This window comes from Curvibacter sp. T50 (assembly GCF_057219955.1).
In genome coordinates this window covers 208,957-232,368 of record NZ_JBXVVU010000003.1, presented here as the reverse complement: position 1 = coordinate 232,368, position 23,412 = coordinate 208,957, and the positions used below count along the sequence as shown (strand labels likewise).

The following is a 23,412-nucleotide window of genomic DNA, read 5'->3' as shown; positions in this document are numbered from 1 at the left end:
CTCTTCAGGCAGGTTGCGGCTGGCTGTGCCACCACAGGCGACAGCAACGGCAGGTGGCGCCCTCAAATTCGGCCTGCAAGACCCCGTCGAGCACCATGCGAGGCAGTGGGTCGCCGCTCTGGCGCGTTGGCAGGTGGGTGCCGGTCGAACGCGCCCAGATGGCAAAAAGCTCCTCAGACGCCACCTGGTAGGTCACATGCCAGTGCGCAATGCCACTGCCAGGCGCCCGGGCCAACACGGTGTAGTGCAGTTGCACATCTTCCTGCAGCTTCACCCGCTGCCAATATGCGCGCAATTGCTCGTGCCCCCGCTGGACCGCAAACGGGGTGTTGTGATACTGGCCGTCCAGAGCGAAGAGCGCGGCAAAAGCCGCGTCGTCGCGTGCCTGCCAGGCGGCCTGGTACCCGGCCATGAAGTCGTCAATATCCATGGGTCTTCCCCGTGCGAAAAAGCCGTCCCAGTCTACGCTGGTTCGCGCATCTCCGGGTTCACGAACGCAAGCACGCCCTTGCTTGACGCAGGACAAAAACAGCCTCGGGGGCAGGCCTAGGATGAAGTTTCGGGGCGCGTTTCCCGAAACTCAACCACCTCAAAGGAGTCGTTCATGATTCAAAGAAGCTGTCGGACCCCGCAGTATTTCCGTCAACGCGTTGTGCAAGGGGGATCGGCGATTGCCTTGGCTGCTGCCGCGTTCACGGCGTTCGCTCAAACGCCCAACATCGTCGGCAACCCCGCCGGTCAAAACCCAGCAGGACCCAGCGGTGCAGGCAAGAACATCACCGGCAACCCGGCTGGCCAGAATCCGGCAGGCTCCAGCGGCGCGGGCAAAAACATCACCGGCAACCCAGCCGGCCAAAACCCGGCAGGCTCCAGCGGCGCAGGCAAAAACATCACCGGCAACCCAGCTGGCCAAAACCCGGCAGGCTCCAGCGGCGCAGGCAAAAACATCACCGGCAACCCAGCCGGTCAAAACCCGGCGGGCTCCAGTGGCGCAGGCAAAAACGTCCCTGGCAACACGCCCGTTGGCACGAAGCAGTCGACGCCCCACACTCCGACCGGCAAGCCCGGGGCAAAGGATGGTCAAGCGGGCGCGAAAGGGCCGCACTCATCGATCGACTCGGCAGGTGGCGGCGCGAAAGATGTGGCGACACCCAAGGCCAGGAACTGATTTGCGGAGATTCATCTTGAACACCTTGCGCACCAGGCCCATCGCCACGGCATCGCTGGCAGCCCTTCTGTGGGGTGCCAGCGCAATCGGCAACGCCACCATCATTTACCAGTATTCGGCCTCGTGGCCGCCATTGAAGAGTGCACAGGCGGGCCAGTGTCACACGACCGTGGTTGCCATTCCGGCGGGGCAAGGCGTCATTACCGTGCGGCTGAAGATGGCACCCTTCTACCGGCAGAACCTGCACAACCGGCGAGAGGATGTTGTCGGGCACACCATTGCGGATTTTTCCCGCGCGATCTCCGCCACATACAACGGAGGCCCGCCCACGACCGCGAATACGCAGGAGGGCATCACCATGGATCGCATCGAGCGATGGGAAGTGGGCAGCAAAGGACAGCTGAGCACCCCGGTCTCCCTCTGCAATCCGGTCCATTGCTCGGGAAACAATTGCTCGCAACCTGCGTCGAGCGCCAATCTGGTCGTCGATTTCGCTCCGGGCGCCAGCCAGGGGAATCTTCCTCCACCGCCGGCAGTGGCCGACCCGAAGCCACCGGCGACCACAGGAGCCGAGCCATCGGGCAAAGGTTCGACCGGCAATACCCAGAAAACCCCGGGCCCGACATCGACCTCCGGGGCAACTCCAGCGCCGTCCCCCTCGCCCACGCCATCGCCAACGCCCGCCAACAGGCCGATCACCAACCACGCGACGGCGGGCGCCGTCGCGAGTCAGTCATCCGTGTACGGGGGGGGCTGCCCGGCGGGCGCAAACTACGCGATTGACGGGGTCACCTCGGCGGGGGTCGCGCACGGTTGCGCCACGCCGATCGCCCATACCAACAACGAGAACCGCCCATGGTGGAAGGTCAGCTTTCCGACACCCAGGACCATCACCAAGATCGTGGTCTGGAACCGCAACGAAGTCGCCAAAGAACGCCTGACCAATTTCGAAGTCACTGTGCGGGATGCCAACGGCAATGTCGTTTTCAGCAAGGCGCTGTTCACCGCAGGCGGCTACCCGAACCCGTCCGTGGAAGTGCCGGTGCCCGCGGTCACCGGCAAACAGGTCCAGGTGCAATTGCTCGGAACGAACTACCTCACGCTGGCCGAAGTGCAGGTTTTCGGGCCGGCACCGTAATTTAACTCTTTTATGATAGCGCAAAGCGACCTTTTTGCGCTTGGTACAGGCAAGTATTGGCACAAACCGTAGGGAATCGACGCCGGCCGCGGCCGCGGCCGGCGTCGGTCAGATCGCCACCAGCTGCCGCACGCCCTTGGCTTCCATTTCGCGGCCCGGGCCGCGGGCGATGACTTCGCCGCGCTCCATCACCAGGTAGTCGTCGGCCAGTTCCTGGGCGAAGTCGTAGTACTGCTCGCACAGCAGGATGGCCATGGTGCCGCGGTCGGCCAGCATGCGGATGACGCGGCCGATGTCCTTGATGATGCTGGGCTGGATGCCCTCGGTGGGTTCGTCCAGGATCAGCAGGCGCGGCTGGGGCGCCAGCGCGCGGGCAATCGCCAGTTGCTGCTGCTGCCCGCCGGAGAGGTCACCCCCGCGGCGGTGCAGCATCTGCCTGAGCACCGGGAACAGTTCGTACAGCTCGGCTGGAATCGGTGTGCCGCCGGGTTTGTACGCCAGCCCCATGCGCAGGTTCTCCTCGACGGTCAGCCGGGCAAAGATTTCCCGCCCCTGCGGCACGAAGCCGATGCCCGCGCGGGCGCGTTCGTACGGGGTGGCGGCCTGGATGGCTTTTCCGTCGAATTCGATGGTGCCGGTCTTGATGGGCACCAGGCCCATCAGGCTCTTGAGCAGCGTGGTCTTGCCCACCCCGTTGCGCCCCAGCAGCACCGTGACCTTGCCCAGTTCGGCCTGCAGGCTCACATCCCGCAGGATGTGGGAGCCGCCGTAGTACTGGTTGATGTTCTTGACGTTCAGCATGTCGGGCCTTCTGCTTTCCGGTGGAACCTTCGTGAGGGTGCGTGGCCGGGTCTCGCCCCGGCGGGCGAGGCACTTTCTTTTGCTTCGCCAAAAGAAAGTACCCAAAGAAAAGGCGAGCCGGGTGCGTCGTCCCTGCGCTTCGCTCCGGGCACGCTGCGTTGCTCGGTCCGGGCGGGAAGCGCAGAAACTCGCCCTGCGGGCTCAGACATCTGCGCTTCTTTTTCCGCCCGGCCCTGCGCGACTCGCCTCCGCACACGGCAGTGGGAGCCCCCCGCCTCAAACGCTGCAGCACTTCGATGCGGGCGGAATTTCGGGTTCCCTTGTGGCGGTGCCGAGGAGCGCAGACGGCAGCGGAAACAGGGCTGCGCATGTTTGAGCCCGCAGGGCGAGTTTGCGCAGACCCCGCTGCCGTCGAGCACCGCAGGTTGCCCCGGCGCAGCCGGGGACACGGCCACCAGGGTCGCCTTTCTTTTGGGTACTTTTCTTTGGCGAAGCAAAGAAAAGTGCCTCGCCTGCCGGGGCGAGACCCGGCCATCCTGGCGAACAGGGGCAGGAGTTTCAGCGCCCAAGATACACCTCGATCACCCGCTCGTCCGCCTGCACCTGGTCCAGCGTGCCCTGGGCCAGCACCGAGCCGTCGCACAGCACGGTGACGATCTCGCTGATGGTGCGGATGAAGCTCATGTCGTGCTCCACCACCATCAGGCTGTGCTTGCCCTTGAGCGTGAGGAAGAGTTCGGCGGTGCGCGCGGTTTCCTCGTCGGTCATGCCGGCCACCGGCTCGTCGAGCAGCAGCAGCTTCGGGTCCTGCATCAGCAGCATGCCGATTTCCAGCCATTGCTTCTGGCCGTGACTCAGGTTGCCGGCCTGGCGGGTCACCGCGTCGGCCAGGTGAATGGTGTGCAGCACCTCAGCCAGGCGGTCGCTTTGGCCGGAGTCCAGCCGGAAACGCATGGAAGCGGCCACGCCTTTGGGGGTCTTGAGCGCCAGCTCCAGGTTCTCGAACACGCTGAGCTGCTCGAACACCGTGGGTTTCTGGAACTTGCGGCCGATCCCCAGCTGGGCAATTTCGGGTTCGTTGTGACGCAGCAGGTCGATGGTCGAGCCGAAGAACACCGTGCCGGAATCGGGCCGGGTCTTGCCGGTGATGATGTCCATCATCGTGGTCTTGCCGGCGCCGTTGGGGCCGATGATGCAGCGCAGCTCACCCGGGGCGATGTCCAGGCTCAGGTTGTTGATGGCCTTGAAGCCGTCGAAACTGACGCAGACGTCTTCCAGGTACAGGATGCGGCCGTGGGTGACATCCACCTCGCCCGGTGTGGCGATGCGCGAAAAGCCGGCGGCACGGCCGCCGGATTCTGTCTTGCCGGTTGGCCCCGGCGGTGCCGCACGGGCTTCACGAATCCGCGCGCCTTCCTCCATCAGATCAGGAGTCATTTTTCACCTCCCTTGAGTTTCTTCACGAGGCCGACGACCCCGTTGGGCAAAAACAGCGTGACAGCAATAAAAAGGGCGCCGAGGAAGTACAGCCAGAACTCGGGCGCGGTCACCGTCAGCCAGCTCTTGGCGCCGTTGACGATGAAAGCTCCGACGATCGGTCCGATCAGGGTGGCGCGGCCACCCACCGCCGCCCAGATGGCGATCTCGATCGAGTTGGCGGCACTCATTTCGCCGGGATTGATGATGCCCACCTGTGGCACGTACAGCGCCCCGGCCACGCCACACATCACGGCCGAGATCACCCAGATCGTCAGCTTGTAGGGCAGCGGCGAGTAGCCGGAAAACATCACGCGGCTTTCCGCGTCACGGATGGCCTGCAGCACCCGGCCGAATTTGCTGCGCACCAGCCAGCGCGCCAGCAGGAAAAAGCCCAGCAAGGTGCAGCCGGTCAGCACAAACAGCACCATCCGCGTCGACGGCTGCGCAATCGGAATGCCCAGGATGCGCTTGAAGTCGGTGAAGCCGTTGTTGCCGCCGAAACCGGTCTCGTTGCGGAAGAACAGCAGCATGGCGGCAAAGGTCATCGCCTGGGTGATGATGGAAAAATACACGCCCTTGATGCGCGAGCGGAAGGCGAAGTAGCCAAACACCAGCGCCACCAGACCGGGCACCGCCACGATCAGGAACAGCGTCGCAACAAAGCTGTCCGAGAAGGCCCAGTGCCAGGGCAGGGTCTTCCAGTCCAGGAACACCATGAAGTCCGGCAGGTCGCTTTTGTAATTGCCGTCGCGGCCGATCTGGCGCATCAGGTACATGCCCATGACATAGCCGCCGAGTGCAAAGAACAGGCCGTGACCCAGGCTCAGAATGCCGGTGTAGCCCCAGATCAGGTCCATGGCCAGCGCGCAGATGGCGAAACACATGATCTTGCCCAGCAACGCCACCGAATAGTCGCTGAGGTGGAACACACTGCCGGCCGGCACCAGCAGGTTGAGCACCGGCGCCACGGCGCAGACCACGATCAGCGCGACGATGAAGGCCGACCAGCCGGTGCGGCTGAGCAAGGGAGCCGGTGCAGGCAACTGCAGCGACGCCACTGCAGGGTGAGACGACGGGGTCGGGGTCGTGCTCATGCTTCTGCACTCCGGCCCTTCATCGCGAAGATGCCCTGCGGCCGCTTCTGGATGAAGATGATGATGAAAACCAGAACCGCAATCTTGGCCAGCACGGCGCCGGTCCAGCCTTCCAGGAATTTGTTGAGGATGCCCAGGCCCATCGCGGCATACACCGTGCCGGCCAACTGCCCTACGCCGCCCAGGACCACCACCATGAACGAATCGACGATGTAGCTCTGGCCCAGGTCCGGGCCCACGTTGCCGATCTGGCTGAGCGCGCAGCCGGCCAGCCCGGCGATGCCCGAGCCCAGCGCGAAGGCCCAGGTATCGATGCGCGCCGTGTTCACGCCCATGCACGACGCAATCGGGCGGTTCTGCGTGACGCCGCGCACAAACAGGCCCAGGCGGGTGCGGCCAATCAGAAAGGCCATGCCCAACAGCACGGCGGCGGCAAAGCCGATGATGACCAGGCGGTTGTACGGCAGCGTCAGGTTGGACAGCACCTGCACGCCGCCACTCATCCAGCTGGGGTTTTCGACGCCCACGTTCTGCGCGCCGAAAAGCGAACGCACCGCCTGCATCAGCACCAGGCTGATGCCCCAGGTCGCCAGCAGGGTCTCCAGGGGACGGCCGTAAAGGAAGCGGATCACACTGCGCTCCATGGCGGCGCCCACCAGCGCGGAGGCCATGAAGGCCACCGGCACGGCCGCCACGAGATACCAGTCGAACGCCCCGGGCAGGTATTTCTGGAACAGCCCCTGCATGACGTAGGTGGCGTAGGCGCCGATCATCATCAGCTCGCCGTGGGCCATGTTGATCACGCCCATCAGGCCGTAGGTGATGGCCAGGCCCAGCGCCACCAGCAGGAGGATGGAGCCCAGACTGATGCCGGAGAACAGGGCACCCAGTTTGTCACCCCAGACCAGGGCGCCTTCGATGGCCTGCAGCGAGGCCAGCAGCTGGCCCTTCACGTCCGCTTCGGTTTCCGCCTGCAGACGTTCGTTCAGCAGCAGTTTGGTCTCCGGCGTCTTGCTGGCGGCCAGCGCCTTGGCGGCTTCCAGGCGGCGGGCCTTGTCGCTGCTGCCCAGCAGCGCGGCGGCCCGGGCCAGCTGCAGTTGCGCACGGATGCTGTCGTTCTTTTCGGCGGCCAGCGCCTTGTCCAGCAAGGGCAGGCGGGATTCGTCGGGTTCTTTCAGCAGCGCCTTGACGCCCTGGAGGCGCAACTTGTCGTCGGGACTGAACAGCTTGAGCGCCGCCAGCGCGTTGTCGATTTCACCGCGCATGCGGTTGTTGCTGACCACGTCTTCGGCGTTGTCGGGCACGGTGGCGGCCTGACCGGTCACCGGGTCCGACGCCTTGCCGTCGCGAACGATGAAGACCTTCTCGCCGGCAACTTTCACCGCATCGTCAGCCAGCGCCTGGATGAAGGCGGCCGTGCGTTCATCGCCGGCGGCGACGGCTTTCGCCAGCGCTTCGATGCGCGCATCGGTTTCACCGGTGGCGATGGCCGTGGCCTCGGCGGCGGTCAGGGCCTGCGCGGCCCCGGACCACAGCCCCAGACACGCCAGAAAAACGGCAAGCCGGAGCCATAGAGAAGATCGGTGCATGGTGTGGTGTCATCCGCAGGGTGAAAAAATGGGGAAAGGCTGGCGCCCTTCCCCCAAGGGTCGCCCTCCCCTTACTTCTTCTCGGGCTCGTCTTTCTTCTTGTCGTTGCCTTCGATGTACGGACTCCAGGGCTTGGCCTTCACCGGGCCCGGGGTCTTCCACACGACGTTGAACTGGCCATCCGCCTTGACCTCGCCGATGAACACCGACTTGTGCAGGTGGTGGTTCTTTTCGTCCATCTTGCTGACGATGCCGCTCGGTGCCTTGAAGGTCTGACCGGCCATGGCGGCGATGACCTTGTCAACATCGGTGGTCTTGGCCTTCTCGACCGCCTGCTTCCACATGTTGATGCCGATGTAGGTGGCTTCCATCGGGTCATTGGTCAGCGGCTTGTCCTTGTGGCCAGCGATGTTCTTGGCCTTGGCGTAGGCGCTCCATTTCTTGATGAAGTCGTCGTTGACCGGGTTCTTGATGGACATGAAGTAGTTCCAGGCAGCCAGATGGCCCACCAGCGGCTTGGTGTCCACGCCGCGCAGCTCTTCCTCACCCACCGAGAAGGCGACCACCGGCACGTCCTTGGCCTTCAGGCCGGCGTTGCCCAGTTCCTTGTAGAAGGGCACGTTGGAGTCGCCGTTGATGGTGGACACCACGGCGGTCTTGCCACCGGCGCTGAACTTCTTGATGTCCGCCACGATGGTCTGGTAGTCGGAGTGGCCGAACGGCGTGTACTTCTCGTCGATGTCGCTGTCCTTCACGCCCTTGCTCTTGAGGTAGGCGCGCAGGATCTTGTTGGTGGTGCGGGGGTAGACATAGTCGGTGCCCAGCAGCACCCAGCGCTTGGCCGCGCCACCGTCCTTGCTCATGAGGTAGTCCACCGCCGGAATGGCCTGCTGGTTGGGCGCGGCACCGGTGTAGAACACGTTCTTGGACAGCTCTTCACCCTCGTACTGCACCGGGTAGAACAACAGGCCGTTGAGCTCTTCGAACACCGGCAGCACCGACTTGCGGCTCACCGAGGTCCAGCAGCCGAAAACCACGGCCACCTTGTCTTGCGTCAGCAACTGTTTGGCCTTTTCTGCGAACAAGGGCCAGTTGGAAGCCGGATCGACCACCACCGGCTCCAGCTTTTTGCCCAGGACCCCGCCCTTGGCGTTGATTTCGTCGATGGCCATGAGCACCGTGTCTTTCAGCACGGTTTCGGAAATGGCCATGGTGCCCGACAGGCTGTGCAGCACACCCACTTTGATGGTGTCTTTGGACTGGGCGTGCGCGGGCAGGATGGCCAGACCGGCCAGGGCGGAGGCGGCCGCGAGGGCTTTGAGGGTGAAACGGCGTTGCATGGTGATACTCCAGAAGGGTTGAACCAGGGGACCTGTGAAGTTCGCCGGTTGACGCCCCTTGCGGCAGCGTGTGTTCAGCGGACAGGTCCATGCTAGGGGCCGCCCCGGGTTCCCGAAATACGCCGCATGGCGTATGCGGCGGTGCAACAAAAGCCCGCCTTCCGACCGCTGACGCCAGAAATCCAGCGCCCGTCATTCCTGCATTGATAGCAAACAATGACCTTTTTACGATGGCTATTGACCGAAACTCCTCGAATTTCCCCGAAAACCCGCCGGTCAGGTCTGTGCGCCGATGACGTGGCGGCACAATCGACGACGTACGCGGGCCCCCGCCCGCTCGGAGGAGCACGGATGACCACCATGAAGGTATTTCAGGTCGAAGGCGACTGGTCCATGGACCATCTGCGCATCGGCCGCCGGCCCATCCCTGAAGCCGGCCCCGGCCAGCTGCGGCTGCGCATGAACGCCGCCGCCCTCAACTACCGCGACCTGCTGGTGCCGCTCAAGGGTTACGGCGCCCGCATGCAGGCGCTACCGCTGGTAATGCTCAGCGACGGCGCGGGCGTGGTGGACCAGGTGGGCCCCAGCGTGACCCTGGCGCGCCCCGGCGAGCGACTGTGCCCGCTGTTGTTCCAGACCTGGGCTGGCGGCCCGCCGGATGCGTACAAACTCTCGCGCGGCCTGGGCTGCGAAACCGACGGCACGCTGGCGGAATACCTGGTGCTGCCCGAGTCCGGCACGGGCCCGGCACCGGCTTGTCTGGACGACATCGAAGCCGCCTGCCTGCCCACGGCGGGCCTGACCGCCTGGCGCGCCGTGGTCACCGACGGGCAGGTGCGCCCGGGCGACACCGTGCTGGTGCAAGGCACGGGCGGCGTGGCGCTGTTTGCGCTGCAGTTCGCCCGGCTGTGTGGCGCCCATGTGATCTGCACCTCCTCCAGCGACGACAAGCTGGCGCGCGTGCGAGCGCTGGGGGCCGATGAAACGCTCAACTACCGCACCCACCCGGACTGGGGCCGGCGTGCGCGGGATATCGCCCGCGCCCTGACCGGGCGCGACGGCGTGGACCTGGTGATCGAACTGGGCGGCGAAGACACCCTGCCCCAGTCGCTGCGCGCCGTGCGCGCGGGCGGCACGGTGGCAATGATCGGGGTGCTGGGCGGCGCCACGATGAACGCGCCGCTGGGCCTGGTGGTGACACGCGCCGTGCGGCTGCAGGGTGTGACGGTGGGCAGCCGCGACGACTTCCTCGCCATGGCCCGTGCCATCGAGGCGCACAAGCTGCGGCCGGTCGTCGACCGGGTCTTCCCGTTCGACGAACTGCACGTCGCCCTGGCCTATCTGAAGTCGGGCCGGCATTTCGGCAAGGTGTGCATACGGCACTGAGGGCCGCCCGGCTGCGCGCCCCTGGGGCGCGCACCGCTTGCGATTTACTGTCGGATGGCTTCCACCTGGATGACGACACGGACGTCCTTGGGGAACCCGAATTGCACACCGTAGTTCACGCCGAACACCGTGCGGTCGAAACCGGCTTCGAAATCACCCCCACAGACCTCGCGCTTGAGCATGGGATGTTGGGTGCAGTGGAAATTCCTGGCTTTGAGCGTGACGGGCGCCGACTTGCCCATCAGGGTCAGGGTGCCGTCCACCGCCGTCACCTTGTCACCGTCGAAGGTGAATTTGTCACCACTGAACGTGGCGGTCGGGAATTTGTCGGTATCAAAGATGTCGGCACTGCGCAGGTGCTTGTCGAATGCGGCCGTACCGGTATTGACGGATGCCACGTCGATCGAAATATCCACCTTGCCGGTCCTGGCGGCGCGGTCGATCGTGACGGAACCCGACTTCTTGTCAAAGCGGCCCCGGTTGGTGCTGACGCCCAGGTGACCGATTTCGAAGGTGGCAAACGTGTGTGTCGGTTCGATCACGTAGTTCACCGACTGGGCATGGACCACGCCGGTGGACAGGGCGGCCGCAGCGGCCAGGGCGAAAAGGGAAACGCGCATGGATAGACTCCTTGTTGAAAAAGCGAAAGGAAAGGGCATCGATTGCGTCATCGATGACGCAGTGATGCCGTGGGAGATTCATAACTTCTGAATTCCAGTGACGGCCAGCTTGAACCGCACCTGCACCTCGTCAGCCACCATGGAGGTGTCGGCCCACTCCGCCTCGCCCACCTTGAAGGCCAGGCGCGGAATGCTGAAAACACCCGTTGCCGTGGTGGTGAGGTTCGGCGCCGCGCCGGTCTGCGCCAGCGTGACCGGCACGGTCACTTCGCGCGATGTCCCCTTGATGGAAAGTTTTCCCGCCACCTCGTAACGGCCCCCGCCCAGTGCCTTGAGGGCCGAAGACTGGAAAGTGGCCTGTGGAAACCGCGCAGCGGCCAGCCACACGGGTTTGGGTAGCTCCACATCCACCTCTTTCAGACCCATGGTCGCACTGCCAATGTCCACCGTGAAGCCGATGCGGCTGGTCGCCAGCTTGGCCGGGTCGAATGCCACCTGGGCATCGAAGGATCTGAACTGACCTTCGACCGGCACGCCCATCTGCTTGATGACAAACGCCAGGCTGCTTTGCGCCGGAATCAGTTTTTGCTGCGCTAACGCGCTCGGCGCAGCCAGTAGACAGGCCAGTGACGATAACGCCACCACACGGGAAACAGGCAGATTCATGCTTTCACTCCAAAAAGGGTCCATGGAAAACGGGCAAAGGACGGGTCAACCCCGGCGACCGGGCACCATGCGCCACAGCAGGCCATCCCGATCCATCAGGTGGTGCTTGGCCGCCGCGCCGACATGCACGAGCACCAGGGCAGCCAACGCGAAGGCGGTGATTTCGTGCCAGGGCTTGATCAGCTCGGCCAATGCCTTGTCGGCCGGCACAAAGTCCGGCAGCGGCAGCACGCCCAGAAAAACGACCGGGAAACCGGCAGCGGAGCTGTAGGCCCACCCCACCAGCGGCACGATGAAGAACAGCGCATACAGCGCGTGGTGGGTGGCGTGATGCGCCATGTGCTGCCAGGCCGGCATGGCCGACGCCACGGCGGGCGGCAGCGCCGGCGGGCGGTGGGTCAGACGCCACACCAGGCGCAGCACCGACAGGGCCAGGATGGCCACGCCGGCCCACTTGTGCCAGTTGTAGAGTTTCAGCCGCTGCGGCGAAAAAGGCAGATCGTGCATGTAGATCCCCAACACGAACACCGCCACCAGAGCGGCACCCAACAGCCAGTGCAGCACGATGGCAGGGGTCGAGTAGCGCGCGGACGCGCCGGAATCGGGGGCCATGGGGCGAACCTTTCTGAATACGGGCGCTTGCTGCATCGCAACAAGCTGCCTCGGAGTCTAGGGGCGCCCGCGCCGTTTCAGCGTCAACGTGATTGACGCCTCATTTCAAATTTTCTGAACGATCGAACGCTGGCGGTTCAGCCCTCGAACTGGGGATGCAGCTGCCGGATGCGGCCCAGCGCCATGGCGGCGGCCGCCGTGCGCGTTTCGACCCCGAGTTTGGCGAACACCCGCTCCAGGTGCTTTTTCACGGTGGCCGGACTGGCGCCGAGGATGTCGCCGATGTCGCGGTTGATCTTGCCCTTGACCACCCAGTACAGCACCTCGGCCTCGCGTGCGGTGAGCTTGAAGGCCAGGCTCATCGACTCGATGATCTTGTCGTCCGACACCTCGCGCATCACGATCAGCCAGTCGCCGCCGCCTTCGCTGTCACCGGCCTGCCGGTGCAGGCGGAACGTCAGCCGCCGGGCGCCCTGCTCGATCGACAGCCGCGGCGGTTCGGCCGCGGTGTCCAGCGGCGCCCCCCCGGCCACCACCCGGCGCAGCCAGGTCTGCACCGCCTCGGGCGCCTCGGCGCTGGGCTCGCCGAACCAGGCCAGCAGCAGTTCGCGCGCCAGCGGGGTCTGCCACACCAGGCGACCGTCGCTGGCGCGCACGGTGATGCTGGCGTAGCCGAAGGCGTCGAGCGCATTGCGCGCCTGGCTGGCCTGGCTGGCTGCGTGCCGCGCGCGCCGGGCGCCGCCCAGGTGCACGCCCATGCGGGCCATCACCTCGCGCGCCTTGACCGGCTTGGTCACGTAATCCACCCCGCCGGCTTCGAGTGCGGCCACCAGGTGTTCGGTTTCGGTCAGGCCGGTCATGAAGATGATGGGGATGGCGGCGGTGCGCGGGTCGGCCTTGAGGCGGCGCGCCACTTCGAACCCGTCCATGCCGGGCATCATGGCGTCCAGCAGCACGATGTCGGGCAGCGCCTGCGCCGCGCGCGCCAGCGCCGCCTCGCCGTGGGTGGCGACCAGCACGGTGTATCCCGATTCGTCGAGCGCGTCGTGCAGCACCGCCAGGTTGTCCGGTACGTCGTCGACGATCAGCACCACATCGCTGTCGCTGCGGTCAAACGGGTGGCGGGCGGGCTCAGGCGGCAGGTTGGGCATGGCGTGCGGTGGACAGTATCTGGTGCATGGCCTCGAAACGGAACGCCAGGGCGTGTTCGCGCATCTGGGCGACAAAGGCGGCGCAGGCGGGCTGCTCGCGCCCGATCTGGTCCAGGGCGTTGAGGATGCCACGGTAGTAGCCCAGCGTCACGGCCTGCTCCAGCGCGGCAAGGCTCGCCGCCTCGGGCCAGGGGCCGGCGGGCGCGGCCGCCGCTGGCGGGGTGGGTGCGTCGGGCAATGGGGCGGCGCCGGCCCCCGGCAGCGGCGCCACCTCGGCCGTCCACACCAGATCCAGCCGCCGCCCCAGCCAGTCGAGCAACTCCCGGTGGCGCACCGGTTTGACAAAAAAATCGTCGGGGCCGATGCCCACCGTGTTGTCCAGCCCCTTGTCGAAGGCGTTGGCCGACACGATGGCGCAGGCGGTCGCCGTCAGCCCCGCCACGCGCAGACGCTGCAGCGTTTCCCAGCCGTCGATGCCGGGCATGGCCAGGTCCATGAACACCGCATCCGGCCGGTAGCCGGTGGCCACCAGGTCCAGCGCGTCGTGGCCGCTGCGGGCCTGGCGCAACTCGAACCCGATGGGTTCGAGCAGTTGCACCAGCAGGTCGCGGTCGGCCTCTTCGTTGTCCACGACCAGGATGCGGCGGCGCGCCCCTTCGTAGCCTTTGCGCACGGCCGCGGGGGCCGACACCGGCACTCGCGCCGGACCCGCCACCTCGGGCAGGAACAGCCGCACCTGGAACACCGAGCCCTGGCCGGGTGTGCTGCGCACCGTCAGTTCCCCGCCCATCAGCGCGGTGAGCATCTTGGCAATCGTCAGGCCCAGGCCCGCCCCGGGGGTGCCGCCACTGCCGCCACGGGCAAAAGGCTCGAAGATGTGGTCGATCTCCGCCGGCGTCAGGCCCGGGCCGGTGTCCTCGATCTCGATGCGGGCCATTTCCCGCGCATGCCGCACCCGCAGCGTGACGGTGCCGCGGGCGGTGAACTTGATCGCGTTGCCCAGCAGGTTGATCAGGATCTGGCGCAACCGCTTGTCGTCCGCGCGCACCACTTCGGGCAGGTCCCCCAGTGCGTCGAACCGGAAGGCCAGCCCCTTGGCCGCGGCCTGCAGCTCGAACAGCGCCGCCATTTCGTGCACGCAGTCGGCAAAGCGCATCGGGGCCACGTCCAGCGTGAGCTTGCCCGACTCGATGCGGGCAATGTCAAGCGTGCCTTCGATCAGGGACAGCAGGTGGTCGCCGCCGCGGCGGATCACGTTCACCGCCTGTTTGCGGTGGGGCGGCACGGCCTCGTCTTCGGCCATCAGCTGCGCGTAGCCCAGGATGCTGTTGAGCGGCGTGCGCAGCTCGTGGCTGATGGCGCTGATGTAGCGGCTCTTGGCCTGGTTGGCCTGGTCGGCTGCGGCGCGCGCTTCATCGGCCACCTGTTTGGCGCGCTGCAGCGCCTCGTCGGTGCGGCGGTGCAGCTCGATTTCACGCATCAGCAGACCGGTCTGGCGGTTGGATTCTTCCTGCGCCACCTGCCGGGTCTTGTGCGCCAGCACCAGCCACCAGGCCACCAAGCCCGACACCACCAGCAGCGCCATGTAGGCCTTGAGCAGGCCCGAGCGCAAGGCGGCACCCGGCGCCTCCAGCAGTTCGGCCTCGGTCACCGCGCGGGCCAGGGTCTGCAGCTCCTGGTGGTAGAGCAGGCCCAGCACCGCCGCCAGCAGCGGGGCAATCACCAGCATCAGCAGCAGGAAATGCCCCAGCCCGGTGTCCAGATACGGCCAGACCCGCCGCGGCAGCAACCAGCGCAGCGCCGCCGACCACTGCGCCGACAGGTTCGCCTGCGGGCGGCACAGGTCGCCGCAGCGGGCGTCCAGCGTGCAGCACAGCGAGCAGATCGCACCGCGGTAGGCCGGGCAATGGGTCATGTCGGGCGCTTCGTAGTCGCGCTCGCACACGGTGCAGCGCTGCAGTCGGTTGGCCAGATAGGCGCCGCCCCCGGGTGCGCCGGTCGGGCCACGGTCGGCAGCGGCAGCACCGGTGAGGTAGTAGCGCCCCCCGGTGGCCCAGGCGATCAGGGGCGCGGCGACAAAGGCCGTCACCATCGCGATCACCGCGGAGAACGCCTGCGCCAGCGGCCCGAAGAAGCCCAGATGGGCCACCACCGACAGCGCCGACGCCAGCGCCATGGCGCCGACCCCCACCGGATTGATATCGAACAGGCGGGCCCGGCGGAATTCGATGCCCGGCGGCGACAAGCCCAGCGGCTTGTTCACCACCAGGTCGGCCACCACGGCCATGAACCAGGCAATGGCCAGATTGGCGTACAGCCCCAGCACCTGGCCGAGCGCGCTGAACACGTTCATCTCCATCAGCATGAAGGCGATCAGGGTGTTGAACACCACCCACACCACCCGCCCGGGGTGGCTGTGGGTGAGGCGCGAGAAGAAGTTGGACCAGGCCAGCGAGCCGGCATAGGCATTGGTCACATTGATCTTGAGCTGTGACACCACCACAAACAGCGCCGTGGCCGCCACCGCCCAGCCGTAGTGCGGGAACACATATTCATACGCCGCCAGGTACATCTGGTTCGGGTCCACCGCCCGGTCCACCGGCACCATGTGGCCGATGGCCAGATACGCCAGCAGCATGCCGCCCAGCATCTTGACCACCCCCAGCACCACCCAGCCGGGCCCGCCCATCAGTACGCCGACCCACCAGCGCCGGCGCGTCGCTGGCGTTGCGACCGGCATGAAGCGCAAATAGTCGGCCTGCTCGCCCATCTGGGTGATGAGCGCAATACCCACGGTCAGCGCCGCACCAAAATAGAGCGTATTGAACCCGGTCGCCTGCCCGCTTTCACCGCCGTAGTGCGTCACACCGGCAAACGCACCAGGATCGCTCGCCAGCACGGCCACATACGGCACCACCAGCATCACCAGCCACAGCGGTTGCGTCCAGACCTGCAGGCGACTGATGGCCGACACCCCGTGGGTGACCAGCGGAATCACCACCAGCGCACAGATTCCGTAGCCCCAGGCCGGCGGAATGCCCAGCGCCAACTCCAGCGCGTAGGCCATGACGGCCGCTTCGAGCGCAAAAAAGATGAAGGTGAACGAAGCGTAGATCAGCGACGTGATGGTGGAGCCGATGTACCCGAACCCGGCGCCCCGGGTGAGCAGATCCATATCGACCCCGTGACGGGCCGCGCAGATGCTGATGGGCAGGCCCGCAAGAAAGATGATCAGCCCCGTGGCCAGCACGGCCCAGAAGGCGTTGGCAAAACCGTACTGCACCAGCAGCGTGGCACCCACCGCTTCGAGGATCAGGAACGACGCCGCCCCGAAGGCAGTATTGGCCACCCGCCACTCCGACCAGCGGCGCCCGCGCTGCGGCGTGTAGCGCAGCGCATAGTCTTCCAGCGTTTCGCTGGCCACCCAGCGGTTGTAGTCGCGGCGCACCTTGACCACCTGCTGGGGGGCTTCAACGGGGCGCTCCACCGCCGGCGCGTCGGGTTCGGCCGGAAAAACAGGACGGGGCTCGGCCGGGGAAGACATGGCGCCGGCGGCTGCAGGTTCCATGCCACGCCTGCGCCGGATGGCGTATGGCCGGGCACGGCCTTTGCTGCGATGATGACCACCTCCCCCGCTTTTGTGCCGACGTCATGGAACTCACCCCCCGCGAGAAAGACAAGCTGCTGATCTTCACCGCCGCGCTGCTGGCCGAGCGGCGCAAGGCGCGCGGCCTGAAGCTCAACTACCCCGAAGCGGTGGCACTGATCAGCGCCGCCGTGATGGAAGGCGCCCGCGACGGCCAGACCGTGGCTCAGCTGATGAGCGCCGGCCGCGAGGTGCTGACCCGCGCCGACGTCATGGACGGCATCGCCGAGATGATTCCCGACATCCAGGTCGAGGCCACCTTTCCGGACGGCACCAAGCTGGTCACCGTGCACCAGCCCATCGTCTGAGCCCTGCCGCGCCGCCGGAAACCGCCCCGTCCACAGAATTTCAAGCTTTTTTTGCCCATACCCAGCGTCGAAAGGTCATTGTGTGCTATGAAAACAAGAGTAAAAATCACCCTGCTGACCGCCCTGCTGCTGCCGGTGGTCGCCCTGGCCCACACCGGGGGCGACGGCCACAGCCACACCGGCCTGCTGGCCGGCCTGCTGCACCCCTTCACCGGGGCGGACCACCTGGCGGCCATGCTGGCCGTGGGCCTGTGGAGCGCGCTGGCGGTGCGCCCGGTCTGGGTCGCGCCGCTGGCGTTTGTGCTGCTGCTGGCGACGGGCGCGTTGGGCGGGTTTGCTGGGCTGTCCGTGCCGGGCGTGGAGCCGATGATTGCCGCCTCGCTGCTGGTGCTGGGCCTGCTGGTGGCCACCCGGCGCGGCCTGCCGCTGGCGGCCGCGGCCGCGTTGGCCGGCGGTTTTGCCTTTTTCCACGGCGCCGCACACGGCCAGGAGCTGGGCGGTGACGCCCAGTGGCTGGCGCTGGCCGGCATGGTGCTGTCCACCGCCGCGCTGCACCTGGCGGGCGTGGGCCTGGGCCACTGGCTGCAGGCCAGGCACCGCCTGGCCGGCACGGCCGCCGGTGGCGCCGTCGCGCTGCTGGGCGCCACGCTGCTGCTGCGCATGGCCTGAACAGAGGGGGCCTGAAGCCATGATCCCCGGCGAACTGCTCATCGACGAGGGCGAACACGCCCTCAACCCCGGCCGCCGCACCCTGACCCTGGTGGTGCGCAACACCGGTGACCGGCCCATCCAGGTGGGCTCGCACTACCACTTCGCCGAAACCAACGCGGCGCTGGGCTTTGACCGCGACGCCGCGCGCGGCATGCGGCTGAACATCGCCTCCGGCACCGCCGTGCGCTTCGAGCCCGGCCAACAGCGCACGGTGGAGCTGGTGGACTACGCCGGCGACCGCACCGTCTACGGTTTTCGCGGCCTGGTGCAGGGCGCACTCTGAAAGAAGCACAACATGGCAAGCATCGGACGACGCGCCTACGCCGAAATGTTCGGCCCCACCACCGGTGACCGGGTTCGGCTGGCAGACACCCAACTCGTCATCGAGGTGGAAGACGACCACACGCTGCGCGCCGGCGGCTACGGCGAGGAAGTGAAATTCGGCGGCGGCAAGACCATCCGCGACGGCATGGCGCAGAGCCAGCGCACCCGCAGCGCCGGCGCGGTGGACACGGTGCTGACCAACGCCCTCATCCTGGACCACTGGGGCATCGTCAAGGCCGACATCGGCCTCAAGGGCGGGCGCATCGTGGCCATCGGCAAGGCGGGCAATCCCGACACCCAGCCTGGCGTGGAGATCGTCATCGGCCCGGGCACCGAGGTCATCAGCTGCGAAGGCAACATCGTCACCGCCGGCGGCATCGACACCCACATCCATTTCATCGCACCGCAGCAGATCGAAGAGGCCCTGTGCAGCGGCGTCACCACGATGATCGGCGGCGGCACCGGCCCGGCCACCGGCACCTTCGCCACCACCTGCACACCCGGCGCCTGGAACATCGAGCGCATGCTGCAGGCCGCCGACGCCTTTCCGATGAACCTGGGTTTTCTGGGCAAGGGCAACGCCAGCCTGCCCGGTGCGCTGCGCGAGCAGATCGACGCCGGCGCCATCGGCCTCAAACTTCATGAGGACTGGGGCACCACCCCCGCCGCCATCGACAACTGCCTGAACGTGGCGGAAGAAACCGACACCCAGGTCGCCATCCACACCGACACGCTGAACGAATCCGGGTTTGTGGAAGACACGGTGGCGGCGTTCACGGGCCGCACCATCCACACCTTCCACACCGAAGGCGCAGGCGGCGGTCACGCGCCCGACATCCTGAAGGTGGTCGGCGAGGCCAATGTGCTGCCCTCCTCCACCAACCCGACGCGGCCCTACACCGTCAACACGCTGGACGAACACGTCGACATGCTGATGGTCTGCCACCACCTGGATCCGGCCATCGCCGAAGATCTGGCGTTTGCCGAAAGCCGCATCCGCAAGGAAACCATTGCGGCCGAAGACATCCTGCACGACCTGGGTGCCATCAGCATGTTCAGCTCGGACAGCCAGGCCATGGGCCGGGTGGGCGAGGTCATCCTGCGCTGCTGGCAGACCGCACACAAGATGAAGCTGCAGCGCGGCCCCCTGCCCGGCGACACCGACCGCCACGACAACGCCCGCGTCAAACGCTACCTGGCCAAGCTGACCATCAACCCCGCCATCGCCCACGGCATCAGCCACGAGGTGGGCAGCATCGAAGTCGGCAAATGGGCCGACCTGGTGGTGTGGAAGCCCGCCTTTTTTGGCGTCAAGCCCTCGCTGATCCTCAAGGGCGGCTTCATCGCCATGGCCGCCATGGGCGACCCGAACGCCTCCATCCCCACCCCCCAGCCGGTGCATTACCGGCCCATGTTCGGCGCCTTCGGTGGCGCGCTGGCGCGCGGTTCGCTGACGTTCGTGTCCCAGGCCGGCCTGGCGGCCGGCATCCGGGAGCGCTTCGGCCTGGCCAAGCCGGTGTCGGCGGTGCGCGGCATCCGCGGGGTGGGCAAGCGCGACATGGTCCACAACGGCTACGCCCCGCGCATGGAGGTGGATGCCCAGACCTACGCGGTGCGCGCCGACGGCCAGCTGCTGACCTGCGAGCCCGCCAGCAGCCTGCCGATGACGCAGCGATACTTCCTGTTTTGAACCGAACCGGCGCCCCCGACGGCGCCGCCCTTTCGCCATGCAACAGGTCGCCAAGATTCTTCCCCGGGGCCAGGGCCTCGCCGCCGCACTGGTGCGCCGCGCCCCCACCGTCGAGCTCGACTGGGACGTGCGCCAGAAAAGCCGCTTTTCCGCCACCGACTCGTCCGGCCGCTCGCTGGGCATCTTCCTGCCCCGTGGCACGGTGGTGCGCGGGGGTGACGTGCTGGTGGCCGAGGACGGCTCGCTGATCCGTGTCGTCGCCGCGCCGCAGCCGGTGCTGCGCATCACCGCCTGCGCCGAACACGGCAGCCCGTTCGACCTGACCCGCGCCGCCTATCACCTGGGCAACCGCCACGTGCCGATCGAACTGGCCCCCGATCACCTGAAGATCGAACCCGACCATGTGCTGGCCGACCTGCTGCGCGCCATGCACCTCACCGTCGTGGAGACCCAGGAGGCGTTCGAGCCGGAAGGGGGGGCCTACGCCGCCGGCGGCCACGGGCATCACGGACACACGCACCACCCACACGGTCATGAGGGCCACGACCACAGCCCTGCCCACGGCCACGACGGCCACGCGCACCACCACGCCGCAGCGCCCGGACCCGCTTCCGGAGCGTCCGCGCGCCCGGTCGGGATCCCGGTGGTGGCCGCCACACCGGTCCATGTCCACGGCCCCGGCTGTGGCCACCACCACGAATGACCACGCCGCCCGGCCCCCTGCCGGCCGCCAGCCTGCTGCAGCTGATCTGGCTGGCCTCCCCCGCGCTGCCCATCGGCGGCTTTTCCTACTCGGAAGGGCTGGAAGCCAGCGTGGAAAGGTCATTGGTTGCTACTGAAAATGAAGCAGTCGACTGGCTGTCGCACCAGCTGCACCTGACCCTGGCGCGGGGCGACCTGGCCGTGCTGGTGCAGGCCGTGGCGGCCTGGCGCGCCGGCGACCTGGCGCGGGTGCAGGCCCTCAACCGCTGGGTGCTCTCGACGCGCGAAACCGCCGAGCTGCGGCTGCAGACCGAACAGATGGGCCGCTCGCTGCTCGACTGGCTGCGCAACCAGGACGGCGCCGACGCGGCCCGACGTGCCCAGACCGACGCCCTGGCCGCCATGGACCCCAGCTACCCCGTGGCCTGCGCCCTGGCCGCCGCCCGCACCGAGGCCGGCGCGCGCGACATCGCGCTGGCCCACGCCTTCGGCTGGGCGGAAAACATGGTCCAGGCCGCACTCAAGGCGGTGCCGCTGGGTCAGAACGCCGGCCAGCGGGTGCTGGCGCGCCTGGCGGCCGAGATTCCGGCGGCCGTCGACACCGCGCTGGCGCTGCCGGCCGGCGCGCCCCAGGCGTTTTCGCCCATGCTGGCCATCCTGTCCGCGCAGCACGAAACCCAGTATTCCCGCCTGTTCCGTTCCTGACGCCCGTTTTTCCACCGAGATCCGACACCCATGAGCACCCTGCACCACATCCCGAACCGCACCAAACCCCTGCCGCCGCTGCGGGTGGGCATCGGTGGCCCCGTCGGCTCCGGCAAGACCACGCTGCTGGAGATGCTGTGCAAAACCATGCGCGAGCGCTACGACCTGGTGGCCATCACCAACGACATCTACACCAAGGAAGACCAGCGGCTGCTCACCGTCAGCGGCGCGCTGCCGGCCGAGCGCATCATGGGCGTGGAAACCGGCGGCTGCCCGCACACCGCCATCCGCGAAGACTGCTCCATCAACCTGGAAGCCATCGACCGCATGCTGGCCGAGCACCCGAACGCCGACATCGTGTTCGTGGAAAGCGGCGGCGACAACCTGGCCGCCACCTTCAGCCCCGAGCTCTCCGACCTGACGATCTACGTCATCGACGTGGCGGCCGGCGAAAAAATCCCCCGCAAGGGCGGCCCCGGCATCACCAAAAGCGACCTGTTCGTCATCAACAAAACCGACCTGGCGCCCCATGTGGGCGCCGATCTGACGGTCATGGAAGCGGACACCCGGCGCATGCGCACCACACCCAAAGGCCTCAAACCCTTTGTGATGACCAACCTGAAAACCCGCGACGGGCTGCAAGCCGTGGTCCGGTTCATCGAAGAACGCGGCATGCTGGCGGCGACGGCCTGAACGCAGCCAAAAAAAAGCGCCCGGAGGGCGCTTTGGGTGGTTTGATCTGGCGGAAGCGGTGAGATTCGAACTCACGGACCCTTTCGGGTCGCCGGTTTTCAAGACCGGTGCAATCGACCACTCTGCCACACTTCCGAAGGCGGGGATTCTAACCGGCCGCGGCTGTGACACGATGGCAACACACCACAAAACGCAGAGACCGGCCGTAGCGGAATGGCGTGCTTTGCGCGCATACTGAACGCTGAAATTCGTAAGCGATGCGAGGACAAAAAATGAATACAAAGCACTTCAATCGCCGCCAGGTTGCGGCAGTACTCGGGGCGGGACTGCTGCTTCCCGTTGCGGCAGTGGCGCAGTCGGGCGTGGCAGGAGACAGCATCGTGCTGGGCCAAAGCACGACCTTGACCGGCCCTTTGGGCGACTTGGGCCAGGAGGTTCTGAAAGGTTCCAAAGTCTATTTTGACGCTCTGAATGCCAAAGGAGGGGTCAACGGTCGCAAGGTCGTTCTTGACAGCAAGGACGACGCCTATGACGCCAAAAAGACCATCGAGAACGTCGAGGGATTCATCAGCGCCGATGTGCTGGCCCTGTTTGGCACCTTTGGCACACCCAACAACGAAGCGCTGATCCCGGTTGCCCAGAAAGCCGGCCTGCCGCTGCTCATGCCGTTTACCGGCGCCCCGTCGATCCGAAAGCCGGAGTATCGGAACGTATTCAACCTGCGCGCCAGCTATGCCGATGAGGCCGACAAGCTGATCCAGCACCTGACCACCATCGGTTTCAAGCGCATCGGCATCGCGTACCAGAACAACAGTTTCGGCAAAGAGGTGCTCGCGGCGGCAAACGAATCACTTGAGCAACGCAAGCTCAAGGCGGTCGCCGTCGCGTCGGTCGAGAACAACGCCAGTGATGCAGCCGCCGCCGTCACCAAATTGCTGGCGGCGCAACCCGATGCGCTGGTTCTGGGTCTGGCGGGGAAGCCGACCATAGAAACGATCAAGATGGTCAACAAAAACCGAAAAGGTTTGCAGATGTACGCCCTGTCGGTGCTCGCCACGGCTGGCAACCTGAAAGCGCTGGGCGACGACGGAACCGGTGTTGCCATCGCACAGGTCGTGCCTTTCCCCAACAACGCGGTCCTGCCGATCGTGCGCGAATACCAACAGGCCATGAAGGCAGCCGGACATTCCGAGTTTTCCCATCTCAGCCTCGAAGGCTATATCAATGCCAAGGTCGCGGCCGAGGGCTTGCGCCGTGCAGGCAGAGGTCTGACTCGGGAGAGCCTTGTGACAGCGATGCAGTCCCTGAAGAACTATGACGTCGGCGGCATGGAAGTGAGCTTCTCCCGGGGTGGCGCCAGTGCGTCCCGGTTTGTGGAACTGACCGTGATTAACAGCCAGGGCAAACTGGTGAAGTAATCCGCCGCAGGGTTGCCGCCCGTTCGCCCGCCCGAAAGAAGAAAATCCCGGAGGGAATCCGGGCTCCTGAAGGTGGTGGTGGAACACGGAACCGAACCCGCGTCCGCTTTCAGAACCAGATAGTAACGCACGGGCCTTTAGGGCGCGGATTCGACGATTTGGCCGAATTGG

The 23,412-nt window shown here is 66.3% G+C and carries 22 protein-coding genes and 1 tRNA gene; 11 read left to right on the top strand and 12 right to left on the bottom strand.

The window, feature by feature from the left end:
* Positions 1-4: 4 nt before the first annotated feature.
* Positions 5-430, bottom strand: a complete 426-nt coding sequence (locus tag AC2EBU_RS12720; RefSeq protein WP_484610797.1) for a nuclear transport factor 2 family protein — start codon at positions 428-430, stop codon at positions 5-7.
* Positions 431-604: 174 nt separating this feature from the next.
* Between AC2EBU_RS12720 and AC2EBU_RS12715 the strand changes: the two genes are divergently transcribed.
* Positions 605-1,168 carry a hypothetical protein gene (locus tag AC2EBU_RS12715; RefSeq protein ID WP_484610796.1) on the top strand — a complete coding sequence of 188 codons (564 nt, stop codon included), beginning with the start codon at positions 605-607 and terminating at the stop codon, positions 1,166-1,168.
* A gap of 16 nt (positions 1,169-1,184) precedes the next feature.
* Entirely contained in the window at positions 1,185-2,306 is a 1,122-nt protein-coding gene (locus tag AC2EBU_RS12710; RefSeq protein ID WP_484610795.1) for a galactose-binding domain-containing protein, read from the top strand.
* A 108-nt stretch (positions 2,307-2,414) separates the two neighbouring features.
* Here AC2EBU_RS12710 and urtE read toward each other — a convergent pair whose 3' ends face one another.
* From urtE to urtA, 5 genes are all read right to left on the bottom strand, one after another.
* Positions 2,415-3,107, bottom strand: a complete 693-nt coding sequence (gene urtE / locus AC2EBU_RS12705) for an urea ABC transporter ATP-binding subunit UrtE (protein ID WP_484610794.1) — start codon at positions 3,105-3,107, stop codon at positions 2,415-2,417.
* 558 nt (positions 3,108-3,665) lie between these two features.
* Positions 3,666-4,544: an urea ABC transporter ATP-binding protein UrtD gene (urtD, locus tag AC2EBU_RS12700; protein WP_484610793.1), complete on the bottom strand. Its 879-nt coding sequence runs from the start codon at positions 4,542-4,544 to the stop codon at positions 3,666-3,668.
* A complete protein-coding gene (urtC, locus tag AC2EBU_RS12695; protein WP_484610792.1) occupies positions 4,541-5,680 on the bottom strand; it encodes an urea ABC transporter permease subunit UrtC in 1,140 nt (379 codons plus the stop codon). The genes urtD and urtC overlap by 4 nt, the downstream gene beginning before the upstream one ends.
* On the bottom strand, positions 5,677-7,269 hold the full coding sequence (urtB, locus tag AC2EBU_RS12690) for an urea ABC transporter permease subunit UrtB (protein WP_484610791.1): 1,593 nt from the start codon (positions 7,267-7,269) through the stop codon (positions 5,677-5,679). Before urtB ends, urtC begins: the two co-directional genes overlap by 4 nt.
* Before the next feature lie 71 nt (positions 7,270-7,340).
* A complete protein-coding gene (urtA, locus tag AC2EBU_RS12685) occupies positions 7,341-8,609 on the bottom strand; it encodes an urea ABC transporter substrate-binding protein (RefSeq protein WP_484610790.1) in 1,269 nt (422 codons plus the stop codon).
* 351 nt (positions 8,610-8,960) lie between these two features.
* Here urtA and AC2EBU_RS12680 point away from each other — a divergent pair, with 351 nt between their 5' ends.
* On the top strand, positions 8,961-9,995 hold the full coding sequence (locus AC2EBU_RS12680; protein WP_484610789.1) for a zinc-dependent alcohol dehydrogenase family protein: 1,035 nt from the start codon (positions 8,961-8,963) through the stop codon (positions 9,993-9,995).
* 44 nt (positions 9,996-10,039) lie between these two features.
* Here AC2EBU_RS12680 and AC2EBU_RS12675 read toward each other — a convergent pair whose 3' ends face one another.
* The 5 genes from AC2EBU_RS12675 to AC2EBU_RS12655 all read right to left on the bottom strand — a co-directional run bounded on the left by AC2EBU_RS12675 (position 10,040) and on the right by AC2EBU_RS12655 (position 16,612).
* Entirely contained in the window at positions 10,040-10,615 is a 576-nt protein-coding gene (locus AC2EBU_RS12675; protein ID WP_484610788.1) for a YceI family protein, read from the bottom strand.
* Positions 10,616-10,693: 78 nt separating this feature from the next.
* Positions 10,694-11,281: a YceI family protein gene (locus tag AC2EBU_RS12670; protein WP_484610787.1), complete on the bottom strand. Its 588-nt coding sequence runs from the start codon at positions 11,279-11,281 to the stop codon at positions 10,694-10,696.
* 45 nt (positions 11,282-11,326) lie between these two features.
* Positions 11,327-11,893, bottom strand: coding sequence for a cytochrome b (locus AC2EBU_RS12665; protein ID WP_484610786.1), 567 nt, complete (start codon positions 11,891-11,893; stop codon positions 11,327-11,329).
* 137 nt (positions 11,894-12,030) lie between these two features.
* Positions 12,031-13,044: a response regulator gene (locus AC2EBU_RS12660; protein WP_484610785.1), complete on the bottom strand. Its 1,014-nt coding sequence runs from the start codon at positions 13,042-13,044 to the stop codon at positions 12,031-12,033.
* On the bottom strand, positions 13,025-16,612 hold the full coding sequence (locus AC2EBU_RS12655) for a hybrid sensor histidine kinase/response regulator (RefSeq protein WP_484610784.1): 3,588 nt from the start codon (positions 16,610-16,612) through the stop codon (positions 13,025-13,027). The genes AC2EBU_RS12660 and AC2EBU_RS12655 overlap by 20 nt, the downstream gene beginning before the upstream one ends.
* 83 nt (positions 16,613-16,695) lie before the next feature.
* Here AC2EBU_RS12655 and AC2EBU_RS12650 point away from each other — a divergent pair, with 83 nt between their 5' ends.
* From AC2EBU_RS12650 to ureG, 7 genes are all read left to right on the top strand, one after another.
* The gene (locus AC2EBU_RS12650; protein ID WP_484610783.1) at positions 16,696-16,998 is read left to right on the top strand and encodes an urease subunit gamma; all 303 of its coding nucleotides are present in this window, start codon (positions 16,696-16,698) and stop codon (positions 16,996-16,998) included.
* Between the two features lie 87 nt (positions 16,999-17,085).
* Positions 17,086-17,667 carry a HupE/UreJ family protein gene (locus AC2EBU_RS12645; RefSeq protein ID WP_484610782.1) on the top strand — a complete coding sequence of 194 codons (582 nt, stop codon included), beginning with the start codon at positions 17,086-17,088 and terminating at the stop codon, positions 17,665-17,667.
* 19 nt (positions 17,668-17,686) lie between these two features.
* A complete protein-coding gene (locus tag AC2EBU_RS12640; protein ID WP_484610781.1) occupies positions 17,687-17,992 on the top strand; it encodes an urease subunit beta in 306 nt (101 codons plus the stop codon).
* 12 nt (positions 17,993-18,004) lie between these two features.
* Positions 18,005-19,723 carry an urease subunit alpha gene (gene ureC, locus AC2EBU_RS12635; protein WP_484610780.1) on the top strand — a complete coding sequence of 573 codons (1,719 nt, stop codon included), beginning with the start codon at positions 18,005-18,007 and terminating at the stop codon, positions 19,721-19,723.
* A gap of 37 nt (positions 19,724-19,760) precedes the next feature.
* A complete protein-coding gene (gene ureE / locus AC2EBU_RS12630) occupies positions 19,761-20,426 on the top strand; it encodes an urease accessory protein UreE (protein ID WP_484610779.1) in 666 nt (221 codons plus the stop codon).
* The gene (locus tag AC2EBU_RS12625; protein ID WP_484610778.1) at positions 20,423-21,130 is read left to right on the top strand and encodes an urease accessory protein UreF; all 708 of its coding nucleotides are present in this window, start codon (positions 20,423-20,425) and stop codon (positions 21,128-21,130) included. Before ureE ends, AC2EBU_RS12625 begins: the two co-directional genes overlap by 4 nt.
* A 30-nt stretch (positions 21,131-21,160) precedes the next feature.
* The gene (gene ureG / locus AC2EBU_RS12620) at positions 21,161-21,823 is read left to right on the top strand and encodes an urease accessory protein UreG (RefSeq protein ID WP_484610777.1); all 663 of its coding nucleotides are present in this window, start codon (positions 21,161-21,163) and stop codon (positions 21,821-21,823) included.
* 47 nt (positions 21,824-21,870) lie between these two features.
* On the opposite strand, the gene AC2EBU_RS12615 is transcribed toward ureG, so the two are convergent.
* Positions 21,871-21,958 (bottom strand) — tRNA-Ser (locus AC2EBU_RS12615).
* A gap of 137 nt (positions 21,959-22,095) precedes the next feature.
* Between AC2EBU_RS12615 and AC2EBU_RS12610 the strand changes: the two genes are divergently transcribed.
* Positions 22,096-23,241, top strand: coding sequence for an ABC transporter substrate-binding protein (locus AC2EBU_RS12610; protein WP_484610776.1), 1,146 nt, complete (start codon positions 22,096-22,098; stop codon positions 23,239-23,241).
* Positions 23,242-23,412: the final 171 nt, after the last annotated feature.

Excerpts from the sequence above, each read along its gene's own strand:
- AC2EBU_RS12720 (WP_484610797.1), bottom strand. The coding sequence starts at position 430 with ATGGATATTGACGACTTCATGGCCGGGTACCAGGCCGCCTGGCAGGCA.
- AC2EBU_RS12715 (WP_484610796.1), top strand. The coding sequence starts at position 605 with ATGATTCAAAGAAGCTGTCGGACCCCGCAGTATTTCCGTCAACGCGTT.
- urtE (WP_484610794.1), bottom strand. The coding sequence starts at position 3,107 with ATGCTGAACGTCAAGAACATCAACCAGTACTACGGCGGCTCCCACATC.
- urtD (WP_484610793.1), bottom strand. The coding sequence starts at position 4,544 with ATGACTCCTGATCTGATGGAGGAAGGCGCGCGGATTCGTGAAGCCCGT.
- urtC (WP_484610792.1), bottom strand. The coding sequence starts at position 5,680 with ATGAGCACGACCCCGACCCCGTCGTCTCACCCTGCAGTGGCGTCGCTG.
- urtB (WP_484610791.1), bottom strand. The coding sequence starts at position 7,269 with ATGCACCGATCTTCTCTATGGCTCCGGCTTGCCGTTTTTCTGGCGTGT.
- urtA (WP_484610790.1), bottom strand. The coding sequence starts at position 8,609 with ATGCAACGCCGTTTCACCCTCAAAGCCCTCGCGGCCGCCTCCGCCCTG.
- AC2EBU_RS12680 (WP_484610789.1), top strand. The coding sequence starts at position 8,961 with ATGACCACCATGAAGGTATTTCAGGTCGAAGGCGACTGGTCCATGGAC.
- AC2EBU_RS12675 (WP_484610788.1), bottom strand. The coding sequence starts at position 10,615 with ATGCGCGTTTCCCTTTTCGCCCTGGCCGCTGCGGCCGCCCTGTCCACC.
- AC2EBU_RS12670 (WP_484610787.1), bottom strand. The coding sequence starts at position 11,281 with ATGAATCTGCCTGTTTCCCGTGTGGTGGCGTTATCGTCACTGGCCTGT.
- AC2EBU_RS12665 (WP_484610786.1), bottom strand. The coding sequence starts at position 11,893 with ATGGCCCCCGATTCCGGCGCGTCCGCGCGCTACTCGACCCCTGCCATC.
- AC2EBU_RS12660 (WP_484610785.1), bottom strand. The coding sequence starts at position 13,044 with ATGCCCAACCTGCCGCCTGAGCCCGCCCGCCACCCGTTTGACCGCAGC.
- AC2EBU_RS12655 (WP_484610784.1), bottom strand. The coding sequence starts at position 16,612 with ATGGAACCTGCAGCCGCCGGCGCCATGTCTTCCCCGGCCGAGCCCCGT.
- AC2EBU_RS12650 (WP_484610783.1), top strand. The coding sequence starts at position 16,696 with ATGGAACTCACCCCCCGCGAGAAAGACAAGCTGCTGATCTTCACCGCC.
- AC2EBU_RS12645 (WP_484610782.1), top strand. The coding sequence starts at position 17,086 with ATGAAAACAAGAGTAAAAATCACCCTGCTGACCGCCCTGCTGCTGCCG.
- AC2EBU_RS12640 (WP_484610781.1), top strand. The coding sequence starts at position 17,687 with ATGATCCCCGGCGAACTGCTCATCGACGAGGGCGAACACGCCCTCAAC.
- ureC (WP_484610780.1), top strand. The coding sequence starts at position 18,005 with ATGGCAAGCATCGGACGACGCGCCTACGCCGAAATGTTCGGCCCCACC.
- ureE (WP_484610779.1), top strand. The coding sequence starts at position 19,761 with ATGCAACAGGTCGCCAAGATTCTTCCCCGGGGCCAGGGCCTCGCCGCC.
- AC2EBU_RS12625 (WP_484610778.1), top strand. The coding sequence starts at position 20,423 with ATGACCACGCCGCCCGGCCCCCTGCCGGCCGCCAGCCTGCTGCAGCTG.
- ureG (WP_484610777.1), top strand. The coding sequence starts at position 21,161 with ATGAGCACCCTGCACCACATCCCGAACCGCACCAAACCCCTGCCGCCG.
- AC2EBU_RS12610 (WP_484610776.1), top strand. The coding sequence starts at position 22,096 with ATGAATACAAAGCACTTCAATCGCCGCCAGGTTGCGGCAGTACTCGGG.